This window comes from Halorussus rarus (assembly GCF_003369835.1).
GTDB classification, from domain to species: domain Archaea; phylum Halobacteriota; class Halobacteria; order Halobacteriales; family Haladaptataceae; genus Halorussus; species Halorussus rarus.
In genome coordinates, this window is the sequence record NZ_QPMJ01000001.1 from 1,067,710 (window position 1) to 1,088,799 (window position 21,090).

The window sequence follows — 21,090 nt, forward strand, 5'->3', positions numbered from 1 at the left end:
CTTCGTTAAGCAGGGTACCCAGTTTGGCCCCTTTGTAACACCTATTCCGAAGTGGCCAGTTCACGAGGACTCTGACTCTGCTTCAGCCACGAAGGGGTTACTACATTACGCACGCGAGCTTCGAGGCTTCGACCCAGCCAACCGCTTCGGTGTACATTCCATCGTACGCGCGAGGTTCACGCATCGCTTCTCGTCGTTAGCCAGCGACATCCCTTAGAGACCCTTCGACACTCCCTCAGAGAGCTCCATCCCTCTCGACGGCTCACCTCGAAGGGTTTCCTCAACAGTCTGTATCACCGCGCCCAGTGGCAACACTGGCCAGCGCAGATACACTCCCTACGCAGCCACTGGCACTCAGACGACGACGCATCACCACGCGACTCCTTCGATCAATGTCCAGCTACACCAACCTCGACCAGACGTATCTTCCGCCGATCAAACAGCACGCCCGCGACCGCTGGCACGAACGCTTCCCCACGGACCGCCCGCTCGAAGCTGCCTGGCGCGCCGCCAAACCCGTCGATGCACCCGCAGCCCGCTGCAGCCACGCCCGTCTCTACGAACCCGTCGACGCACTCATGCTCGTCCGCGACGGCTGGCTCCGAACCGTCCTCATCAACGACGGTCGCCTCGACACGACCGGCCTCGTGATGTGCGACGCCTGCGACGACCTCGTAGACCCGATCACAGACACGTGCTGCCCAACCTGCGGAGAACCACAACCCGCCGTCCAAACCTGCGGACAAGTCACCGTGATCCGCGGAGGTGGTCACCGATGAGCAGCCCACCGTTCCTCCACATCGACGAGTTCGACGGCACGAACGGGTTCATCAAAACGAAAGCATTCGTCAACTACTCCATTGACCTCAACAGCCACACCCCACACCAGAAGGTCATGCTCGGCAACAGCGACCGCGGCGACGTCCAACGCCCCTGCGTCGTCTTCAACGACGACATCACGCTTGACGAAGGCTGTGGTTACGTCTTCGGTGGCTTCGACAACCTCTGGCCAGACGGCGAAGAGATACAGTTGAAGCTTGCCCAAGGCGCGTGGATTCGGAAGATCTACGACCCGAACGACGAGTAGCGCACCTCTCACCGTTCTGCACTCGAATCGGTATCTGTGCTCGGGCGGATTGACGTCCTGCACGGCCCAATTTAATGACGACCGGTTGAGAAGGGCTGTAGCAATGGCAGCTACACTCACCGAACCTGCCGTTCTCGCTGCCGCGAAGGACACCCTCTACCCGAATCTCGATACCAGTCCAGATCACTACGCTGTTACGGAAACCCAGTTCACGAAACCGACGTGGGGTGGGTGGGAAATCCCTGAAGATCTGCGCAGTCGTCTTGCGCCGTACAATACGATTCGCCTTGCCGACGGCGAACCTGATCTCCTCGGCGTCGGGATGCCCGCTCTCGAAGTCCTGAACGCCGACACCACGACAACCCCTGTCGCCGTCATCGAAGCGAAAGGCCACAACACCGACCCGAGCGCCGCCGATGTCCGAACCGGCATCAACCAGGCGCACGGCCACCTCTCCGAAGTCAACATCGGGTACGTCGCCGCCCCCATACAGAGCATCTCTGATCAAGCACGCGCTCTAGCACGCGATCTCAACATCGGCGTCATCGGCGTCAAAAGCCCGCACGACGCAACGCTCATTGAACCCGCTCGCGTCACCGGCGTCGGTGACTTCTCCACCACCATCGACGCCATCCGATTCCAGGCCACGACGCACCGACTCACCGAAGGCAGTTTTCCAGTCAATCATCCGAAGAACTACCTCGGCTACGCACTCGCCCTCGCTGCAGATGGCGACACGCCTGACCTTTACTCCGAACACGTGATCAACAGCGTATCTGGAGGCCGCCGCGGGGCAATCCTCCTCGGTCTCGTCGACAATCGACCTGACGGAAAGACACTCACGCACCTCGGCGCAGAAGTCGTCCGCTTCGCTCGCACTCAACACGGAACCGTCGATGCTGCACTCGACGAATTCGCCTCCTGGAAAGGCCGATCCACACCGTTCACCGACCTCGCACCCCGCTGGGCGCAATTCGCCCGCTCAGTCGCCATCCAGTACGACCCAACGCAAATCATCATCGAAGCACTCGAATGCCTCCACCAACGCGGTATCAAACCCGCAACCATCGACGACGTCGCGCGAGAAGCCTGCCGCATCAACCAACCACTCACCGTGGAAGTATTCTTCACCCAATCCAGGCGCGAAGACGTCCTCACCGCCGACGGTGACATCGACGAATCAGTGCTTATCGATCCGACCGTGTACAAATCGGGCATTCACTTCCAGTTCAAATACCACCTTCGGCACATCGGACTGCTCACGGAAGGTGGGACCGATGACAAGGACGAAGTCCTATCGAACGAGTGGACGCTAAATCAAGCGGTCGGACTCTGACTGGCTCACTCTTCGCCTGACTTACTAACTTCGGTGATGAGATTCCCGAACCGTCGGAGCAGGACTTCTGCATTCTCTTTGGTTGTTGTCGGCTGGTACTGTCCCTCTTCGTACTCTGCTAGTTGGATGCTTGGGTGAGCCAATAGGTTGAGCGACTGTTCAATGACGTGCTGGTCCGGAACCCGCTCCTCATTGTACATGCCTTTCAAAATCAAGCGGAGCCGGTCAGCGGTTCCTTCCTCTGGATTTGCTCGTTGAAGCGCTTCCATCACGGCGAGCAAGTCCTCCGTACCACCGAGACGAGTCCGTAGTTCATCATCGATCTGATCTAAGCGGTCATCTTGGAATGCACCCGGTTCAGTGAGATATGTTGCGAGTGCTTCTGGCGGGATTCCATAGGCATCACGCCGTTCTAGGAGCGCCTGGAGGTGATTGGTCGCAAGGAGGACGATTCCTTGCCGGTCCGCATCTTCAATTGCCGCCGGGGTGAAGCTAGGTGCAACTACAATCGCTTGGTCGGCCGAATGTCGCTCTCTATGCCCTTGGATTCGCGTTGCATCTGGCGATGCCAGCGTCCCACTGCTTCGCGCCTTCACTTCAACGACCGCATGAATCGGTGCCGTAACCTCGACATCCGTATCGTCCCCACCTTCAATCCACCGTGCCTCAAACCCCAACCGAGAGAACGCCTTAGCGACAAGCTCTTCCAACTCCTCATACTGGTCACCATCCCGACTCGCCGCAACGATACGCTCTCCTAGATCGAGTTCCTGTTCCTCTTCAGATTCCTCCTGCGACGGCTCCTCATCAAACTCATGAACTCGGACACCGCTCCCTGTCAACTCATTAACCGCGGTTTCAACGGACTCATACGCATCCTCTATGCCGCGGATACGCGAATCCGACACCCGACTGAACCCCTGCGGGATATAATTATCTTGGTACCCAACAAGCTCGTTGAACGACTCGACATCCACATCAATCTCCGACACACCAGTCAAGAACACCAAATACCGCCACAGACTTTCAGGATCCCACGGATTCCCCTCAGTACGCCAGAGATGCTCAGATAGGTCAAGATCATCACGTGTCCGAACAACCGTGGCCTGCGCAATGTACCTCCCATCCCGGTAGATTAACGCGATGTCCCCACCCTCCACGAACTGCCACTTCGAATCAACTGAGGTTCCCCAAAGGTGCACCTTCTCTGTCTCTGAATCAGTGACGGCCTCAACTTCGGCGTCAGAAAGATGTTCCTCAAACTCAGCAGGGTCATGCCCTCCCTTCACAGACTACAGATAATCCTGATAGGCGTCCTCGCGTCCAGCTGTAATAATAGCAATCCCTGTCATTCGTAAGTAAATGAATAACTACTCGGTCAGGAGAAAAATCATAGGGGTAGACAGGGATTCTATCGGTTACTCTGCAGTCTGAATTCCGGAGCGGCGTCCACAACAAACAAGCCATTGTCCGACACGCATTACGTCTGGAGGTCTGTTTAGATGGGTACACTTGTCATCGACATTGAAACCGCGAGCCCGTTCGAAGAGCCGCCCGACAACTCGAACGACACCCAGTACTTCGAATTCTTCGCTGTCAGCCTCGCGTACGCTAGCGACCTGAACGACACACCAGAAACCGCGGTGTTGTTTCGGAGCGGCGATTGGGACGACCAGTATACGATTGACCTCTACGAGCGCCTCTTTGAGTGGTGCGATGACCGCAGCGTAGATCGTCTCCTCACGTACAACGGTACCTGGTTCGACGGCACGCATTTGCTGAACTGGGCCCGTGACATCGACGATAGAGCTGACCGAGACTTCTTACCACGCACAGAAACCTTGTTCGAGAACCACGTTGATGTCGCGCTCGCGGCTGCCGACGAGTACGAAGCCGAGCTCTGGGACGACCAGCACATCCTTCCTGACTGGAAAGTCTACGACCTTGCTGGGATCGACAATAACAGCGTCTGGTACGACGACTACGACTTCCCCGACAACTACCTCTCTGGAATAGACGGGAAAGCTGTCCAAGGCAAGCACATCGGGCAAGTCCTCGGCGACAAATACGTGCAAAACGTCGAAGCCGGCATCCAACATACCAGCGTCCACCGCGAACTCACACAACTCCTCAAAGACTACTGCATTAGCGACGTCGCGGACCTAATCAACCTTTACACCGCCCTCGGTGGTCTCAGCCTCGACGATACTTACCGCCGTACTGCCACCGATATCGCCTGATGTTTATTCTTCCCGTTAGCCTAATATCAGGACAACTGGATAGTTTTGAACTGAGGGTGATCTCAGTCCGATTTCTCACTCGGGTCGGGACCTGCTGAAATCCGATCAAGGAGTCTGTCTGCGGCCGTTGCTGCTGTAGCCGGTTCGAGTCCATGCTGACAGTACGTGTCAACCACTGTTGACCGGATCTGTTCGTCCGGTCGCGTCGGACGTGGATCAAGATAGTTCTCTTGCCGGAAGTACTCCCGGAGTTCCTCGATCTTATCCTGGCGGAAGTGGCTGACATCCGGCAGCGCATCAAGAATTTCCCTTGGATCCCCGTCGGCACTGTCTGCCAACTCGCTCACCTTGTCGATGAACGTATTACTAACGGCACCACTGGCTTCCAAGACATCGCGGTCAACCGCCTTCCCTCGTCCAACTGTGTACGTCTCAACGAACGATTCAAGTGCCGCACCGTGCCGACGAACCTGCTCGTGGGCCGACTCCGATAAGAGGCCATCAACGGCACCGATCTCCAGTAACGACCGGAGATGCCCCCAGCGTTCGATACCTGCTGACCGCAGTCGGTACAATACTTCTGGATCCTCAGTCACGTACCAGAGCGATGCTAACGCCGCTCCTTGTCGTGGGTCGAACGTCGGTACATCCAGTCGCTTACGGTACGTCAAATGATCGTCGCCGTCCGGAGCTGGGACGTTGATCGAACCGGCGGTCTCAACTGTCGGCGGCTCCGTGACGGGGTCGTGCCCGTCGCTCGCCGTCAACTGCTGGAGACTGTACTCGACGTCCGACTCTTCAAGCCGAGTCTCCCACCGTGCGCGTTCGTCGTGCCGGGCCGTGAAGTAGAATACCTGCCTCCCTGCCCGGGCCAAGTCAATCACGGTGTCAAGGACCGTTTCGGCTCGTTGGTCATCGAACGGTGCCAGCGTCTCGTCAAGTAACAACGGGGGCGCAGTCTCCTGCTCTCTGTGTTCGACGAAAGCGACCCGAACCGCGAGCAGGACCTGCACGCGCGTCCCACTCGACAAATCGTTTAGGTCAACGCGTCGCTGTTCTCCCGTATCGTATGCCCTGAAAGTACCGTCATCGAGCCTGAGCTCAAACTGCCCGTCAGTAATCCGCCGCAAGAGATCATCCGCCCGCTGAAACACCGGCTCCTGGTTACTGGTAACTGTCTCTGCCTCGACAAACTCAAGGAGTGTATCCGTGACCGCGTCAGCCACGTCCGCTTCGAGCGCTTCCTCAAGACCCTGTAATGCTTCAACTCGCTCTTGAACAGCCTCAGCAATCTCCGTCGACGCCTTCGCATCCTCGATTTCCTTCTCCAGCGTCGTTTTTTCCTGTAACAGCTCGTCGTACCGGTTCGCAATCTCTCGTTTTTTGTCTAACTCATTTTCCAAGTCGTCCCTGTCTCGCTCTTCGATTTCTTCCTCGAAAGCATCGTGGCCACGAAGGTCTGAACGGCGATTCTCAAGTGTGGTCTCTGCAGTACCTTTCGCCTCAACGGCTGATTCGTACTCCGAATATTGCTCACACAGCGCTGCAAGCCGCTCCCGGTCGCCAGGCTCCAAGCCACGCTCGGTGAATAATACCTCTCGGTCGGCCCCGTACCGGTCGAGTTCCTCGTGGGCCGCAGCGACACTCCCGTCTACCTCTGCGAGCCGCTGCGTCGCATTCTCGTAGTCGCGTTTTCGCTGTTCAAGACTCTCAACAGCAGCCTTCGCATCGGCACTCGTTTCGACCGCGTAGGAGTACGCGTCGGTCACATAGGGCTCAATCGTCGCGCAGAACTGCTCCCGATACGTCTCGACCTGGTCGCTGGCTTCCTGTAGCGCCGCCTGTTTCCCAGTGACAGTTTCATCAGCAGCCTGCCAGCGCTCAACACGCTCAACTGTCACCGCCAGTTCAATATCGTCGTCGATCTCAGTGTCGAACCGGTCCCGAAGGCGCTCACGCGCCGTCTCCAGTTCATCCCTAACGTCGTCGATATTAAACTGCGCACGGAGCTCATCCCGCTTCTGAGCCTCCTGCTCCTCCACTTCGACGACACGTAGTCGCTCACGAAGGCCAGCTACCCGGTCTCTGACCGCGTCAGGTTCCCACGAATCTGGCTCTGGAAGGCCAGTCTGCCGGAACGTCTCCGCATGGGTTGCTCTGGCAGTATTGCCAGTTCCAGTATCGTCACTCCTCGCGGAGAGAGCCGCGTAGCCAGCGAGGGCGAGTCCGAGGACCGTCAGCAGACCCCCTGCCGGATTTACTGTCAGCGCGATTATGACGCCTGACAGCGCCGTCAACAGCCCTGCCGTGATGGCCGCTGCAACAGGGCCTCGACTACTCGGCTCGTCAGTAGCTTGTTCTGGCGGGGCTGCGAGCCAATTCTCAAGCGCATTCCGCCCGCTTTCGAGCGTTCCACGATCCGCTGATTCCTTCGACTCCCCAGCAAGCCACTCATCAATAGCAGCCTCGACCTGCCCCTTCCCCTCGACTTCCGCTACCTTCGAAACGAACGATCGAAGCTCGGCAAGATCATCTGTGTCGATCTCGCGGAGCGTCTCACCGTCAAGGTCCAGGGGAATCTTCTCCCGTATCTCACTGCGCTTGGCTTCTGCGTCAGCTACTTCACGCTGCAAGCGATCACGATTATCTTCAGCATCATCGAGTTCATCCCGGTACTCTCGAAGCGTCTGCAACACCTCCTCGGTAACGCCGTCCTCCGGGAGTTCAGTACCGGCCAGTTTGTCAGCGGCCTCACGGTATTTCACCGCAGCCTCCTGCTCAACGCGTTTCTGTTGCGCTATCTGCTCGTCAAGGGCGTCGAGTCGGTCCAGCTCATCCCCGTCGAACGAAGCCAACTCATCCGGGAATGATGTTACTTCATCGACCCGCTGGTCATAGGCGTCCTGCGCCTTCCGATACTCGATCGCCGTCTCAAGCAGATCAACGCGCTCACTCGCATCGGCGGCGGCCGCGAGGTCCTCTTCGAGTTGACTGAGACGGGTCCGTTCTGCTTCCAAATCCGGCGCGTTCCGCCGCAGTTCCTCGACCTGATCGATGGCTGCAGCCGCCTCTTTCGTAGCACTAATCCCTCGTGTTGCGGGGCTGGCCCCGTCAGTCAGGTCGAACTCGTTACGGACTGCGTCGATATTGAATCCGCCAGTCGATTCGCGCTGAATGACGCTTGCAAACTCACCGTCGTCCGTTTCCTCTTGCAACATATCGTGCAACGATAATGCGTACCGACGACCACCATCCAGCGACGGCACCGGGATCGCGTCAGCGGGTTCGCCATCACGAAAGTGCTCGCTGACGCTACCGTGCAGTTCGATCCGCCGCGACTCGCCATTGTAGGTCAGGTCAGTTCGAACAGTCGCAGAGGAGGGGGCCTCATCGGGCCACAACGACCAGCGGATCGCTTCCGCCAGCGTCGATTTACCAGCTGCATTCGCGCCGTACACAACGTTGACTCCCGGCGAAAATCCATCAAGCGAGAAGCCAGCCGTCTCAAACCCCGGCGCACGGTCGAGAGTAACAGCGTTAATTGCGACCGGGGTCTCTCGGTCTCCTCCTGTGTCACTGTCGGTCTCGGGCTGATCAGCGTCAGACGGGACTGGCTCACTCATCAGCGGGCACCCCCTGCTGCTCAACGAAAGCGTCGACGAGTTGCCGAGCCTGTCGGCGGAGTACTTCCTTCGTTTCAACTTCCGTTGGGCGAGTGTACGTCTCGTCGTGGCTCTTGAGCTCCCGATACGCGTTCGAGTCGTGGGTCTCGCGGACACTCGTGTGAGCGGCCTCTATGACATCCCGATACGGGTCCAACGGTTCGTCATCGTCGAGGGCACGCAGCAACCCGGCCAAGTACCCGACCGGATCATCATCGCCAGCGCGATCAGCGAGAGTGATCGACGGTTTCGTATCAATAGTCACGTCGAGAACACGCACTGCCGTCCCGCCCTCCGTGAGTTCGATCTGTTCAAGCTCTCCGCGTCGGCTGCGTAGATCTGTGTGCGCGTCCGTTCGTCCAGAAACGGTTACTGTGACGGCAAGAAGCTCGGTCTGGGGGCCGCACTTCGTGGCTGTCTCAAGTAACTGCTCGTGGGTAGCATCGACGATGTCGTGGAACCCCTGCTCAGGGTCCGTTGAGACGACGATCTCCTCGTACTGCAGTGTCGCTGACCTGTCCGACTCTGTCTCTACTGTCCCGTCACTCTCAACCGAGACGAGCCACGCACCATGACCGTCGGTCTCACTCGGATCCAACGGTTGGAGCGACCCGGGATAGAGGACTGGGGGGTTCTCGTGACGGGTCCCCGGGACGTGGAGATGACCAAGAACCCACGCCGAGTGCCCACTCGTCGCCAAGTCGTCCACGGCGACCGGGGCGTACCGATCTTCCCCACTGACATCTGCGTGGACGACTCCAAGACGTGGAACGCCCTCATCGACCAAGTCGTACGTAGCCAACGGACTCTCGTGGTAGTACCGACCGGGGAACGACCACCCGTCCACGTGAAGGTTCGGTTCACCCTCGGCGTCGGTCAAGGCTGTTCGCTCCCAGGACCCCTCCCGGCCAAGCAACTGGAGATTATCGATTGCCTCAGCCAAGTCCGGGAGCACATCGGCGTCGTGGTTACCAGCGACAGCAATGAGAGGAATACCAGCCTCTCCAAGCGCGGTCGCTACGGACTCAACAGCACCGAACGCCTCCGCATACTTGTTTTCTTGATCAACAAGGTCACCCGCAACGACGACCGCATCCACTCCCCGAGAAACAGCAGACTCCGCGAGATCAGCCCAGATCGTCCGGGGAGAAAAATCGTCCGGATCGAATCTATCCGGGAGTCGGCTTGGACGACGCCCGATATGAATATCTGCTACACACAGAACCTCTACTGATGTCATCTAATAATTCCATCAGAAGAGATTAACATAAACCCGGCGGTCGGATTGAGAGCAGTCGAGGGGTTTCAGTAAACCTCATCGTCCTGACAACGACTCGTTACGTGCGAGCGAAATTCCGTTCAGCAGTAAACTGACTCACACCCACTCAATCGCTGCGTTGTGCTGCGCAACATACTGCGGCTTCAAGCTATCATCCGGGATCGAGATCCGTTCCCCTTCACGGTCGATAATCGTCCGTTGTAGCAGATTGCTTTGGGTTTCGAAGTTCGGATTTACGCACAGCCGGTAGTCTTGGTCGATAGTGAATAGCTCCCGGTCGAACGCCGCGTGATGCGTCTTACTGAGTGCCAGCACGTTCGAGAGATCAGCCCTGTGTTCCGGGTAGTCGCTCCACGGCAGGACATGTGCCACGTCCAACAGGCCGGGATGATCCACCCCGGAAACCGGACACGTACGGTCATGACGGGACAGCACCGTCGCACGGAACTCCGGATCGACCGACCGTGCGTAGGCAGTCGCTTCGTACGTCCCAGCACGCATCCCAGCATCGCTCACCGACGGTGTCCAGTCCGAGTTAGCCCACTCCTCCACCGCATTCTCGACGAACTGAAGGCCGTCATCCGTCAACGCGTACTCGCCGCCGCGCTTCTCCACGAGCCCCATACTCCGCAGCCAATTCACTCGCTGTTTCGCCATGTCAGTCTCCCCGCGACTCCACCCTAACTCCGGATGCGTATCCAGCTGCTGATCACTCACCTCTCCGAGCGTCATCGGACCAGCAACCAACGCATACAGCAGACTCCGAAGTCCGACATTCCGATCACACATGATTCGGAGCAGCGTCTCCATATCGCCCTGCTCAACGTACTCCCGACCAGCATCACCGAGCTCCCAATGGTCGTTTGCCTGGTGGAGAAACCCGACCTGCTGTAAATACCTCACCCGCCGCATAATCGAATCCCGACTCGACACATTGCGGAATGAACCACGATGCCACCCTACAAGTTCATCCGACGTCGGGTGATGCGCCTCAACGAAGTCGAGAATTGCATCCAACGTCTCGATATACCGCGTCCCACCTCCAAACATCGGGACAATACTACGGAGGCGTTCTGAGGGCATAACGAAACAGTGACAGAGCTATGGTATGGATCTTTCTAGAATTGGATTACACGCTTTCTGTACTAGTAGACTGATAAGATACAAGACATTCCAATCGGTATCAACTGACTGTGACTCGCCTGTATGTTATTCCTGTCGGTGACGATTGGATTCAGCGATTCAATGACACCGTTGCCTCGCCAGTATCTGTCCCTGCGGAAGCGCCCGAGGACCTCCAGAAACAAAACGAAGCACGGATTTGGGGTACCACCGATGGGAATCAGAAACGCACGTTTTTTGAAGAAATGGAGACCGGTGACCCACTCCTCTTCTATAACGACGGTGATTTTTTTGCTGCCGGTCGTGTGGGCGTTGCCTTCGAAAATCCATCAGTCGGTGACGCGCTGTGGGACAACCCTGACAGTCGATTCATTTATACGGTCACTGATTACCAAGAGATTTCTGTCGACCGGGAGCGAATCGCGCAGTTGCTGGGGTACGAGGACAACTGGGTCCCCTACCGGTTCCTTCGTGTGTCTCAGGACGCAGTCAGTAGTCTCCTCCGAGAATACAATTCAATCGAAGAAGCCTTCCAAGACTTCCACAACGGCGGCAAGATCGACCCACCAGACACTGGTGTAGACGATGACGATCCACGTGAACACACCGAAATCCAGTGGTTACTCGTCCAACTCGGCCTCCGACACGGCTACGACGTGTACGTCGCCACGAATGACAAAAACCGCACGTACAACGGGAACCGACTCGGTGATGACTGCATTGAGAACCTCAATCTCCCCGGGTTCAGTGCCGCCGCCACACGCATCATCAAATACGTGGATGTCATCTGGCTGCAAGATGATTTCATCGTGAAGATGTTCGAAGTCGAAAGTACCACGAGCATCTACAGCGGCATCCTCCGCATGACCGACTTCATGGTGAAAGTCCCAAACATCGCCGTCGACATGCACATCGTCGCCCCGGACGATGATGAGGACAAGGTTCGGGAAGAGATTAACCGACCAACGTTCCAACACGTCCTTCAACCCGCTGACCACTGCACTCTCCGATACCTCTCATTTGAAGACATTCGAAACACCCACGATACAGTCGAACAAGCCGGGCCACTGCAAGACGTTTTTTGATGCGATGGTATCCCGCTTGATTCACGGGGGTCTTATCACGACGACATGAGTACGTACTCACAGTAGTATGGCAACCGGTGTGACGGATTTCATTCAAATTGACGAAGTGCGGCACGAAATCGATTCTACGTATCCCAACCCTGGCACTGACGCCTCACGCGATCTTTCGGTCCCGAACAACGGGTACAGTCACAAACTAATCGGACAGACTGTCGAATTCCTCTGCAAAGTCTGGTTGTACCGGAACAGTCAGGAAGTTATTCGACCGTCAATCCACTCATCCAGAGAATTGGAAGACGATGATGGCGAGAAATGGGTTAGAGGCGCTCGACACCGTAAAATACCGGAAATCACCGTAACAGTATTCGACGGGAATAAATGGGAAGACCGTACTGGGGGCCCGTCAAATCAAACCGAATGGGATGCGATGAATGAAGACCGGCCCGACTGGGATCAACGAAGCTCGGTTCAGTGGGCAGAAAATGAGGCCCTCTCTAAAATAGTCAATCAGTTCGTCGAGACAGGAATGAATACAGACGGTGTCGTGAAAGCCGCGCTACTCAACGCGGGTTGGCAACCCGCTGACGCAATCCAAACTTGGATCAACCGTGAAGCGATTGAGAACGAACTCCTCCGTGAAATAGAAAAGCTATTCAGCCTTCTCCGTACCCAAGAATGGGGTGACGGCGGGGTAGTATTTGAAAAGCCCCGATTCGGAAACTACCGCCACATTCTCCCCGGGGAAGGCGACTTCATCGTTGATGATTTACTAGTTGACATCAAGACAACAGAGCGGAAATCATTCACGAACGCATTCTGGCGGCAACTCCTGTTGTACTACGTGCTGAATGACGTACAACGCGAACTGTATGATGCAGAGACCGTCTCCCGAAGCGGCCGAGAGCGATTCAATGGCAAGTACCCCGAAATAACTCGCGTTGGAATCTATTTCGCCCGCCACGGAGAATTACAAACCGTTGATATCAGCGAACTCATCGATGATGCAGAACGGTACAAGGAGTTCCGAGCCTGGATCGTTGATCGGGCAATCGAAGAGAACCGGCATGCCCAAATCAATTACTCAGCAATCAGGGAAGTACTCACTAAACCATACGAGTACGAGCGGCAACAATCCCTCTTCGATTTCTAACACTACACTCCAAAGAATCACTGAAGAATAACCGATTAACACTTCACCTCCCTAAATGACAAATCAACCGACTACCTTCGATGATCACGACCCACTCGCTAACCACATCCTGAACGTTCTAGAGGACTTCATTGATGAGATCGGAGCACGCGAATGCACCGCACACTTCGACACTGTCGTTGACGGAAAATACTTTCTCAAAGGACAGAACCTCATCCAAAAACCAGAGCGTTTCATCGAAGACCATCTCGTGTTCCCGATGCTCCGACAGGCATTCGGGTACTCGTTGCGCCCACAACCGAAACAGTACGCGCCACGATGGCCACGAGGCGGCGGCATCCCCGACTTCGCAATTACTTCGATTCCAATGGAAGCAGCGATGCAGCAGGACATCCGGTTTTTCGGCGAAGTAAAACCCCCAAAGAAAATCGAGAACGCCCGGAATGACATGGAGAACTATCTTGATAGCGACCTCGACATCCATGCAGTAGCAATTCTTTCTGACGGATTTGACTGGGAACTCTGGATTCGACCGAAAGGAGAATCCATCGACGATCTCGATAACCCGGTTCAAGAAGCCAGTCTCCGAGACTCGCTCAGAACCGTCCGCACACGAAATATGCAGACCGCATCATATCGACCACACAAAGTCCGCAGCAACATTGACACAGAAGCATTCTCTGAATTCACTGCAGACGCAGTCCTCGACATAATCGAAGCAAAATTCGATGTCCCAGTCACTGACTTCTAAAACAAGTATCCCATCATCAGGTCTCACCCGAATCAAACGCAACTCGGCAAAGCTGAGCCTCCGCTTGTCAGCGGTGAACGAATCCACATTATCAGGAGTATCGACCCGGATGCGATCTCGCTTAATGAAACGCCGGATTATCAGATGAGACGGCAGTGATGGTAATTAGCACTCGGAGATCTATGGTGCTCGCAGTCAGATCGGGTGCCGAGTCGGTGTCACCCCCGCGTCAGAGAATGAGAGTTCTGTCACAAACCCGTCGTGATCACGGTACGCTGGCCCGACACGTGCTGCTGGTCCCGTGTACAACACTGGTGTTCCGTCCATCGCCTCGAACGAGTACCCAGTCTCGAAGTCATCGCCGCGCGGCCGATGCTCATCACCCACTAGCACACAGTCGAACGAGACGCGTGACTGCGCGAGCAACTCATCGAGATCAACATCTGCAGTCGAACTGTCCCGGTACGGCGTCACCCCATCGTGTAGACACAGCACATTCGGCCCCGGCGACGCCGCGCCGAACGCAATCTCCGACGGACGCCACCCAAGCGACTCGTAGGTCCCGACGTCATCGATTCCAACGTTCTCCGCCGAGACCCCGTACGCGTCAAGCGGCCCGCCAGCAACCGGCGTCGGATTAGTCGAGAGTTCAATCAGGTACTCGTTCCGCACTTGGTCTTTCATCCACGCAATCCCATCCACAGAATTCGAATAGAACGGATTCGCTGCGTTGTGGTCGTGCGTCCCGAGAATACAGTACACCGGGATACCACAGAGCGTCAAATCACGCAAACTCGACTCTGCAGCATCAAGCGTCACCGCATCCACCTCGTGATCCAGCAAATCACCAGTGTGAATCACCGCATCAACGTCCCGCTCCATCGCAATCGTTCGAATCCGCCGCATCGTGTCCCGACTATTAATCTCCTCAATCCACGACACCGTCTTCCCACTCCCCGTCTCCGCACGATTCTCGTACCCGAGATGCGCATCACTCACAAACAGGACCGTCGTCTCAGCGCCAATCCCTCCGCGTCCCGTGTTCTCTCGTGCCTGGCGAACCCGCTCCGGGTCGAGCAGCATCTCCACACCATCACCGGGTTGATCAGCTGCCGGTTCAGCTGGGAATTCCGCCAACAGCGAGATCGCCCAATCAACCTCCCCCGTCGAGACTTGTACTGGAAGCACTTCTCCTGACTCCGGTGCAACAGGCAACCTTGCACCCGCGGGTACATACCGACGATCCTCCTCTCGCGGCTTTGCCACCGTGATCGCCGAGAACTCCGTCACCCGATCACCATTCCCATGTCGCCGCGCGTAGTCCTTCCGCTTCCCAAAATTTCGCTCCTTCTGCTGAGCGCCGTAACAAGACGCCTCATTAGCCAACAACTCATCACCGTACAGCACAGACCGCAACGCCAATTTCCACTCCGAATCGGCCCCAGAAGGCAGCGAACCATACAGGACCGAGAGAGAATCGTACAGCTCAGTCAACTCATTCCCAGTACCCATCGTACACACTATCCCAATCCTGTCGGGCGATATTAAACCCGTGATGTACGGCACGTACCGTTTGCTCTTCAGAAAACGAAAGGCGTTGGTTCTAAGCCACCACCTCTTCTGGATGTATATATGACTTCAACTGATCTCGTCGATGGGTTCGTCTCGACTAAAGAAACTCTCAGTGACGCAGGTATTGATGACGAGTTCTTTCTTGACCTGATCGCCGCACGTCTGTTGATAGAGCGCGTGGGCGAGTCGAATAACCAAGGTTGGTGGGACTCACGAGTTCTGTCCGAGACTGGGCGGGCACGACTCGAAGAAGTAACGCCGAAAACACAACTCCAATCTCGAATCACCCTCGCATCGAAAGTCGGCCGGAAAGCAGAAGCAGACCGTCTTCCAGCAGATTCCATCTGTCTGTTCTCGTTCGGCCCACAAGTGGAATCACGTCTCTCGGCAGCCCTTGAAGACATCGATGCTGTCGACGACAATCCTCTAGAGGAACTTGAGAATGTCTCTGTGCAATCACTGGATGAAGGGTGGACGGACCGAATCATCGATGAAACTGGATCAAATATCACAGCGGAGTCTACCACGCTCACCGAGCCAGGAACCGGTGGTTCATTCCAGATCGAGGAAGATGGGTACACACAGTCCGAAATTGAACCAGAGAAATGGCGGCTGCTGGTCACCCTTCTACAAGGGTACGGACAGAACACTGATCGCCTCCGTGTACCGTACTACCCCCTCAAGTCAGAGCTTAAATCCGAAAACGCGTGAGATATTCATATGAGTAACGAGCATATCGAGCCGGGAGATGGCAAGGAAACAGATGCAGCGGCGAGTCTCGACCCGAAAATCGCCCACCACAGTACGTATATCGACGAAACCAAGACAATTCTCAGTACCTACGCTGAATGCGAATCCTACGAAGAGCTGGAGCGCCAAGTCGTAGAGGGGAACATCCTAAACAAGAACACGGACGAATACCGGACAAATATTCTCCGGGAAGTAACGCGTCGCCATCTCCCTGACAAGGAGGAGTACACGGAAACCCCGCTGATGCAGGTGGTGACTGCGGCCGTTCGTAGTGACGTGGTGGACTGGTGTCTTTATTACGAATTCGCCCAAGACCCGTTTATTCGACTCGTTACAACTGATTTCCTCTATCCAGAATTTGAGCGTGGAACGCTCGCAGTCCAAGCTGTCGACATCGTTGAATTCATCGAATCGATTCAAGAGAACTACGCGGATCTGCGAGAACGTTCAGAATCAACGATCAACGAGGCCGCTACCAAATATCTCACCTCCCTCCGTAACTTTGGCCTCCTAGAGGGAACCCAACGGAAGGAATTCGCAGTCACATACATCCCGGATGAAACCATCGCCTATGTAGTGTATCGGCTCTTCCAGAAAGGCGCAAACTCCGCGTCGGAAATCATCGATCACGAAGACTGGAAGTTGTTCCTCATGAATGAGTCAGAGGTGCAGCGACGGATTCGGGATATCTCCCCGCAATACGTAACCTACGAGAAACGTGGCTCTACAGAACGACTCGTCAAAAAGTACGATAGTATGGAGAACCTCATCAATGCCTTCTGACTTTCAGGAACGGCTCGAAGAGGTCGAACGGCTCGTTCGAGATGACCGGGACGAAGTCGGGAAGCGGGCAGGAGTACCCTTTATTGTATTCACATACGACCCGGCTGACGAGATCGAGGTCGATGAGGAAGTCCGGAATCTCATCGATAAACTAGAGTACCATAATCAGAATGTCGCGGGAATCGATATGCGTGAACTAGTCCTTTCAACCCTCGAAGACCGTGGAATTCTGGACAGAGTTGCCGATCTCGAACGAAGAGATAGAGACCAGCTACTTGATGGGCTGAAATCATCTCTATTGGACGGCGGAGAGATGGGAAAACTGGCGTCTGCGATTGCAGAACAGGCAGAGAAAGCTGACACCGTCATTGTCTACCGAATGGGTATTCTCTACCCGTTCGCTAGCGCCTCCACTCTGATGGGGCAATTAGAAACGAACACGCCGGACGATACGCCAATCGTATTCTGTTATCCGGCGAAAGTAGATGACAAGAGCTTAAGATTCCTCGATGAATCTGAAGGAACATATTACCGCGCAAGAGTGATCGGACATGAGTGACACTACCACATCACACCAGATACACGAAATATTCTACCGGCCGATCAACCGAAAGATCGACCGCGTCGTCAAAGTCGACAACGACGACCCAAGCGTCGTCAAAAAAGAACTCGAAGAGTACATCCTCACACCGCAGCTTGAACGGCACTTCTCGGAGGCCCTAGAGGCCGTCATCGACACTGAACACGCACAGACGGAAGACGTCGGTATGTGGGTTTCCGGCTTCTTCGGCTCCGGGAAGAGCCACTTCATGAAGATTCTCGGACACGTCTTGGAAAACCGCGAATTCGATGATACCCAGGCAGCCGATATGTTCCGAGATCGAATCGAGAACAACGAGATGCTCGACGGCGCGGTCGGCTCCGTAACTCAGAAATTCGACTCCGAGGTGTTGATGTTCCAAATCGGGGCAAAAGCCGATGCATCCGGTAGCGAGTCGATCACGGAGATCATTCACCGGGAATTCAACATCTCACGTGGCTACGCGTCGATGCCCTGGGTTGCCCAGATGGAACAAGAACTCGAATCCCGAGACGTCTACGATGACTTCGTGGATGCTATCGAGAAAAACACCGGGAAAGACTGGGCCGAGGTGCGCAACGAGGCTATGTTCGTCCGGCCGGATATGAAGAAAGCACTCGTCGAAACCGGCGAGTACAGTAGTGAGGATGAAGCTGGCCGAGCAATTGACGACGTTCAAGATAACGTCCTGATCAACGCTTCAACGCTGGCAGAAGATATCGTGGAGCACGTCGAAAAACGCGAAGCGGAAACAGGTGACAATTGTCGGTACTTTGTCTTCATCGACGAGATTTCTCAGTTTATCGGTGACGACGGACAGCTCCTTTTGGAACTGCAGAGCATCGTTGAGGAGTTCGGACAGAAAGGAAAGGGAAAGATCTTCCTCGGCGTCACATCCCAAGAGCAACTCCAGCAACTGATTCCCGGTGTTCTTGAGAAGGAAGCTGAGGAGTCAAAGGTCATCGACCGCTTCCCCCATCGGTTCGATCTCACCTCCGAAAACCTCGATAAGGTCGTCCGTGACCGCGTTCTTAGCAAAAAAGGCGAGTTCAGAGGGGTACTCGGCGATCTCTACACCCAACACGAGGGAATCCTCTCAGCTCGCTACAAGCTGGACTCCGGTCAGAGTTTGAAATCGATCACCAGAAACAACTTCATCGACTGCTACCCCTTCCTCCCATATCAACTGGATATCCTGCCGGAAATCTTCCAGGCACTCGGAAAGGGTTCGAGCGACCAGTTAACAGGAGGAGAACGAACCCTGATTGACGTCACACAAAGCGTTCTCAAAGACGAAGATCACCTCTACAACGACGAACTGGGGTCCCTTGTCACGATGGACATGATCTTCGACGAGATCAGTAACGATATCCCCAGTAGTGACGTCAAATCCATCCGCGAGGCAAGTCCACAGAATGCTGCCGATGAAATCTCCCGACGTGTCCTGAAAGCACTTTACCTGCTCCAACAGCTGCCGTGGATCCCGAACACTGCCGACAACATTGCGACGTCACTCCAGAGGGAACTCGGCCCCACCCAAGAGCTGGAGAGTGAAGTAGAAGACACCCTTGAAGCCCTCGTCGATGCGGGCTACGTCCGCCATGATGAGGAAGGATATCGGATCCTGAAAGAAACCGAGCAAGAGCTCGAAAACGAAATCAAAGGAATCGACGTCGGGCCAGGCGACATCCGTCGGTCGTCCAAGCGTTTCCTGAACGATATCCTCGACGACACCTCGCGCGTCAACTATGATGGGCAGACGTTCCAGTTGAACCTGACTATTGACGACGAGCAAATCACATCCAAGGGATACATCGACCTCAAAACGTACTCTCCGATCTACCAGCGATACGAGGATATCGACCCTGATGGTCTGAAGACCCAGAGTTTCAGCGAGGACGATACTCTCTACTGGGTCGCAGACGACGCGAAACAGAACGATATCTACGAGAAGCTCAAGTCGATTTATCAGATCAACACTATCGTCAAAGAGAAGCGCGGTGAGGAACTCAGCCAAGAAGAACAGGAAGCGCTCGGCCAGAAACAGGAAGATCTCCAGCGGCTCCGTAACGAAGTCAAACGGGAGTTCGAGCGCAGCTTCCAGCGAGGCAAGCTCATTTACAACGGGGAAACCGACGAATTTGACGCGACTAACACCTCGCTCAGCTCGCTCGTCGCACGGAAAGCCGATAACGCCATCCCGAAAGTCTTCACCAGCTTCAAGCACGGCTCCGCGACAGTCAAAGACCGACACATCTCAGAAATTTTCGGCGACCTACAAGGATCGTCGAATCCGTCGGTATTTTCCGAGTTAGGTGTCGTTCAGGACGGTGAACTCATCGCCGAAGCCCGCATCGCCTCCGAAATCGAGGACGAAATCCAACGGCGCGAAAAAGCCGGCGAGAACCGCTCCGGTGGCGACCTGATCGACCATTTCGCCGAACCTCCCTACGGATGGAGTCGAGAGGTCGTCCGACTGGCCACAGCGGTCCTCTTCCGGAACGGCTCTATCATTCCGACCTACAAGGAACGAACGTACGGCACGTACACAGAGGACGGCGCACAGGAACTGTTCACCCAGGTCACGAAGTTCAAGTCCACGTCCTTCGACGAGCGAGAAACCGTCGATGTCGAAACTCGAACCGACGCCAAGCAGCTACTCGACCGACTGTTCGACCGGAAGGTCAAATCCACTGACCAGGCAGTGGACGAGGGAATCCGAGAAGAAGCAAACGACTGGGAGTCAACGACGAGTACGCTGCTCTCCCAGCTACGGAGGTTGGATTTCCCGCTGGCCGATAATGTCGAGGACTTCCAGAACCGACTCAACAATTTGCTCCAGCAACCCACTTCCGCTAAGCGCATCAAGAAGTTCGTCGAGTTCGAGGACGAACTAGAGGATCTCACCAAATCTGCGAAAGCGGTCGCCGACTTCTGTGGCGAACCGGACGGTGAGAACCACTTAGAAGAGTACGAGACGATTCAGGACTTCATCGCTGGAGAGTGGGAGACGCACGTCGACGAAGCAGCCGACCACCCAGAGCTCGTTGACATCAGTGACGAAGCACGCGAGGCCGCCGACCGCGTCAAGAACACACTGGACACCGAGGGCGTCATCCAACAATGGAACGACGTCAAGACAGATTACCGGGCGGCGGCTGAAGCCTTCGTCTCGACGTACGAAGCGCTGTACGAGAAACGATACGAGACGTACACTGACTCCATCGAATCGGTGGAAGCATACGCAGGCCCCGACATCGATGAGAACGATCTCGACTCGGCCCTGTCGGACCTGGCGGAACGGCAGGGCAATGGGTCGGTCGATTTGGACATCTCGAACAAGGACCATATCAATCCGGATCCCTCGCTCACGCGCCTCATCGAACACATTCAGACCGTCGACGCATACGAGAACGGTGCGAAAACCGAAATCGACGATTTGGGTGGGGGCGGTGGCGGTGGTGGAACAGTCCGCGAGAGCGTAGATATCGACGACATCTTCGGGAGCGTCGTCGTAACTGATCCCGAAGATATCGAGGCACCAATTGACGAATTACGAGGTGAAATCGAGGATCTCCTCGAACAAGACGGGGACGTAGAGATCCGGTTCCGGTAATCTACCGGTTCGGATTCGACCTTTTGCTGGTGGCCCGCTGTTAGATTCGGCAAACACTGGGCAGCACGCTTTCCCAC

16 protein-coding genes are annotated in these 21,090 nt (G+C 55.7%); 10 read left to right on the forward strand and 6 right to left on the reverse strand.

Annotation, left to right across the window (positions count from 1 at the left end; translation table 11 throughout):
• Positions 1-389 precede the first annotated feature (389 nt).
• Positions 390-773 carry a hypothetical protein gene (locus DVR07_RS05305; protein ID WP_115795710.1) on the reverse strand — a complete coding sequence of 128 codons (384 nt, stop codon included), beginning with the start codon at positions 771-773 and terminating at the stop codon, positions 390-392.
• Positions 774-775: 2 nt separating this feature from the next.
• Between DVR07_RS05305 and DVR07_RS05310 the strand changes: the two genes are divergently transcribed.
• Both DVR07_RS05310 and DVR07_RS05315 read left to right on the forward strand, forming a co-directional pair.
• A complete protein-coding gene (locus DVR07_RS05310; protein ID WP_115795711.1) occupies positions 776-1,087 on the forward strand; it encodes a hypothetical protein in 312 nt (103 codons plus the stop codon).
• A 103-nt stretch (positions 1,088-1,190) separates the two neighbouring features.
• On the forward strand, positions 1,191-2,423 hold the full coding sequence (locus DVR07_RS05315; protein WP_115795712.1) for a hypothetical protein: 1,233 nt from the start codon (positions 1,191-1,193) through the stop codon (positions 2,421-2,423).
• Between the two features lie 5 nt (positions 2,424-2,428).
• On the opposite strand, the gene DVR07_RS05320 is transcribed toward DVR07_RS05315, so the two are convergent.
• Positions 2,429-3,712, reverse strand: coding sequence for a restriction endonuclease (locus tag DVR07_RS05320; protein ID WP_205254482.1), 1,284 nt, complete (start codon positions 3,710-3,712; stop codon positions 2,429-2,431).
• Positions 3,713-3,925: 213 nt separating this feature from the next.
• Here DVR07_RS05320 and DVR07_RS05325 point away from each other — a divergent pair, with 213 nt between their 5' ends.
• A complete protein-coding gene (locus DVR07_RS05325; RefSeq protein ID WP_115795713.1) occupies positions 3,926-4,663 on the forward strand; it encodes a hypothetical protein in 738 nt (245 codons plus the stop codon).
• Between the two features lie 62 nt (positions 4,664-4,725).
• On the opposite strand, the gene DVR07_RS05330 is transcribed toward DVR07_RS05325, so the two are convergent.
• The 3 genes from DVR07_RS05330 to DVR07_RS05340 all read right to left on the reverse strand — a co-directional run bounded on the left by DVR07_RS05330 (position 4,726) and on the right by DVR07_RS05340 (position 10,687).
• Entirely contained in the window at positions 4,726-8,286 is a 3,561-nt protein-coding gene (locus DVR07_RS05330) for an ATP-binding protein (protein WP_115795714.1), read from the reverse strand.
• The gene (locus DVR07_RS05335) at positions 8,279-9,565 is read right to left on the reverse strand and encodes a metallophosphoesterase family protein (protein ID WP_115795715.1); all 1,287 of its coding nucleotides are present in this window, start codon (positions 9,563-9,565) and stop codon (positions 8,279-8,281) included. Before DVR07_RS05335 ends, DVR07_RS05330 begins: the two co-directional genes overlap by 8 nt.
• A 135-nt stretch (positions 9,566-9,700) precedes the next feature.
• Positions 9,701-10,687 carry an HNH endonuclease signature motif containing protein gene (locus tag DVR07_RS05340; RefSeq protein WP_205254483.1) on the reverse strand — a complete coding sequence of 329 codons (987 nt, stop codon included), beginning with the start codon at positions 10,685-10,687 and terminating at the stop codon, positions 9,701-9,703.
• A 110-nt stretch (positions 10,688-10,797) separates the two neighbouring features.
• Here DVR07_RS05340 and DVR07_RS05345 point away from each other — a divergent pair, with 110 nt between their 5' ends.
• The 3 genes from DVR07_RS05345 (at position 10,798) to DVR07_RS21355 (ending at position 13,712) form a co-directional block, all read left to right on the forward strand.
• Positions 10,798-11,811, forward strand: a complete 1,014-nt coding sequence (locus tag DVR07_RS05345) for a hypothetical protein (RefSeq protein ID WP_162829429.1) — start codon at positions 10,798-10,800, stop codon at positions 11,809-11,811.
• 289 nt (positions 11,812-12,100) lie between these two features.
• Complete coding sequence (locus DVR07_RS05350) at positions 12,101-12,961, forward strand: hypothetical protein (RefSeq protein WP_162829430.1); 861 nt, start codon at positions 12,101-12,103, stop codon at positions 12,959-12,961.
• Positions 12,962-13,016: 55 nt separating this feature from the next.
• Positions 13,017-13,712 carry a hypothetical protein gene (locus DVR07_RS21355; protein WP_162829431.1) on the forward strand — a complete coding sequence of 232 codons (696 nt, stop codon included), beginning with the start codon at positions 13,017-13,019 and terminating at the stop codon, positions 13,710-13,712.
• 195 nt (positions 13,713-13,907) lie between these two features.
• Here the strand turns inward: DVR07_RS21355 and DVR07_RS22000 are convergent, their stop codons facing one another.
• On the reverse strand, positions 13,908-15,278 hold the full coding sequence (locus DVR07_RS22000) for a metallophosphoesterase (RefSeq protein ID WP_205254484.1): 1,371 nt from the start codon (positions 15,276-15,278) through the stop codon (positions 13,908-13,910).
• Between the two features lie 66 nt (positions 15,279-15,344).
• Here DVR07_RS22000 and DVR07_RS05365 point away from each other — a divergent pair, with 66 nt between their 5' ends.
• The 4 genes from DVR07_RS05365 to brxC are packed head-to-tail and all read left to right on the forward strand — an operon-like array spanning position 15,345 to position 21,013.
• A complete protein-coding gene (locus tag DVR07_RS05365; protein ID WP_115795720.1) occupies positions 15,345-15,995 on the forward strand; it encodes a BrxE family protein in 651 nt (216 codons plus the stop codon).
• A 9-nt stretch (positions 15,996-16,004) separates the two neighbouring features.
• Positions 16,005-16,817, forward strand: coding sequence for a BrxA family protein (locus DVR07_RS05370; protein WP_115795721.1), 813 nt, complete (start codon positions 16,005-16,007; stop codon positions 16,815-16,817).
• Complete coding sequence (locus tag DVR07_RS05375) at positions 16,807-17,376, forward strand: BREX protein BrxB domain-containing protein (protein WP_115795722.1); 570 nt, start codon at positions 16,807-16,809, stop codon at positions 17,374-17,376. Before DVR07_RS05370 ends, DVR07_RS05375 begins: the two co-directional genes overlap by 11 nt.
• Positions 17,369-21,013, forward strand: a complete 3,645-nt coding sequence (gene brxC / locus DVR07_RS05380; RefSeq protein WP_115795723.1) for a BREX system P-loop protein BrxC — start codon at positions 17,369-17,371, stop codon at positions 21,011-21,013. Before DVR07_RS05375 ends, brxC begins: the two co-directional genes overlap by 8 nt.
• The last annotated feature ends 77 nt before the right edge of the window (positions 21,014-21,090 follow it).

Coding starts and splice junctions, on each gene's coding strand:
- DVR07_RS05310 (WP_115795711.1), top strand. CDS start 776: ATGAGCAGCCCACCGTTCCTCCACATCGACGAGTTCGACGGCACGAAC.
- DVR07_RS05315 (WP_115795712.1), top strand. CDS start 1,191: ATGGCAGCTACACTCACCGAACCTGCCGTTCTCGCTGCCGCGAAGGAC.
- DVR07_RS05325 (WP_115795713.1), top strand. CDS start 3,926: ATGGGTACACTTGTCATCGACATTGAAACCGCGAGCCCGTTCGAAGAG.
- DVR07_RS05330 (WP_115795714.1), bottom strand. CDS start 8,286: ATGAGTGAGCCAGTCCCGTCTGACGCTGATCAGCCCGAGACCGACAGT.
- DVR07_RS05335 (WP_115795715.1), bottom strand. CDS start 9,565: ATGACATCAGTAGAGGTTCTGTGTGTAGCAGATATTCATATCGGGCGT.
- DVR07_RS05340 (WP_205254483.1), bottom strand. CDS start 10,687: ATGCCCTCAGAACGCCTCCGTAGTATTGTCCCGATGTTTGGAGGTGGG.
- DVR07_RS21355 (WP_162829431.1), top strand. CDS start 13,017: ATGACAAATCAACCGACTACCTTCGATGATCACGACCCACTCGCTAAC.
- DVR07_RS05365 (WP_115795720.1), top strand. CDS start 15,345: ATGACTTCAACTGATCTCGTCGATGGGTTCGTCTCGACTAAAGAAACT.
- DVR07_RS05370 (WP_115795721.1), top strand. CDS start 16,005: ATGAGTAACGAGCATATCGAGCCGGGAGATGGCAAGGAAACAGATGCA.
- DVR07_RS05375 (WP_115795722.1), top strand. CDS start 16,807: ATGCCTTCTGACTTTCAGGAACGGCTCGAAGAGGTCGAACGGCTCGTT.
- brxC (WP_115795723.1), top strand. CDS start 17,369: ATGAGTGACACTACCACATCACACCAGATACACGAAATATTCTACCGG.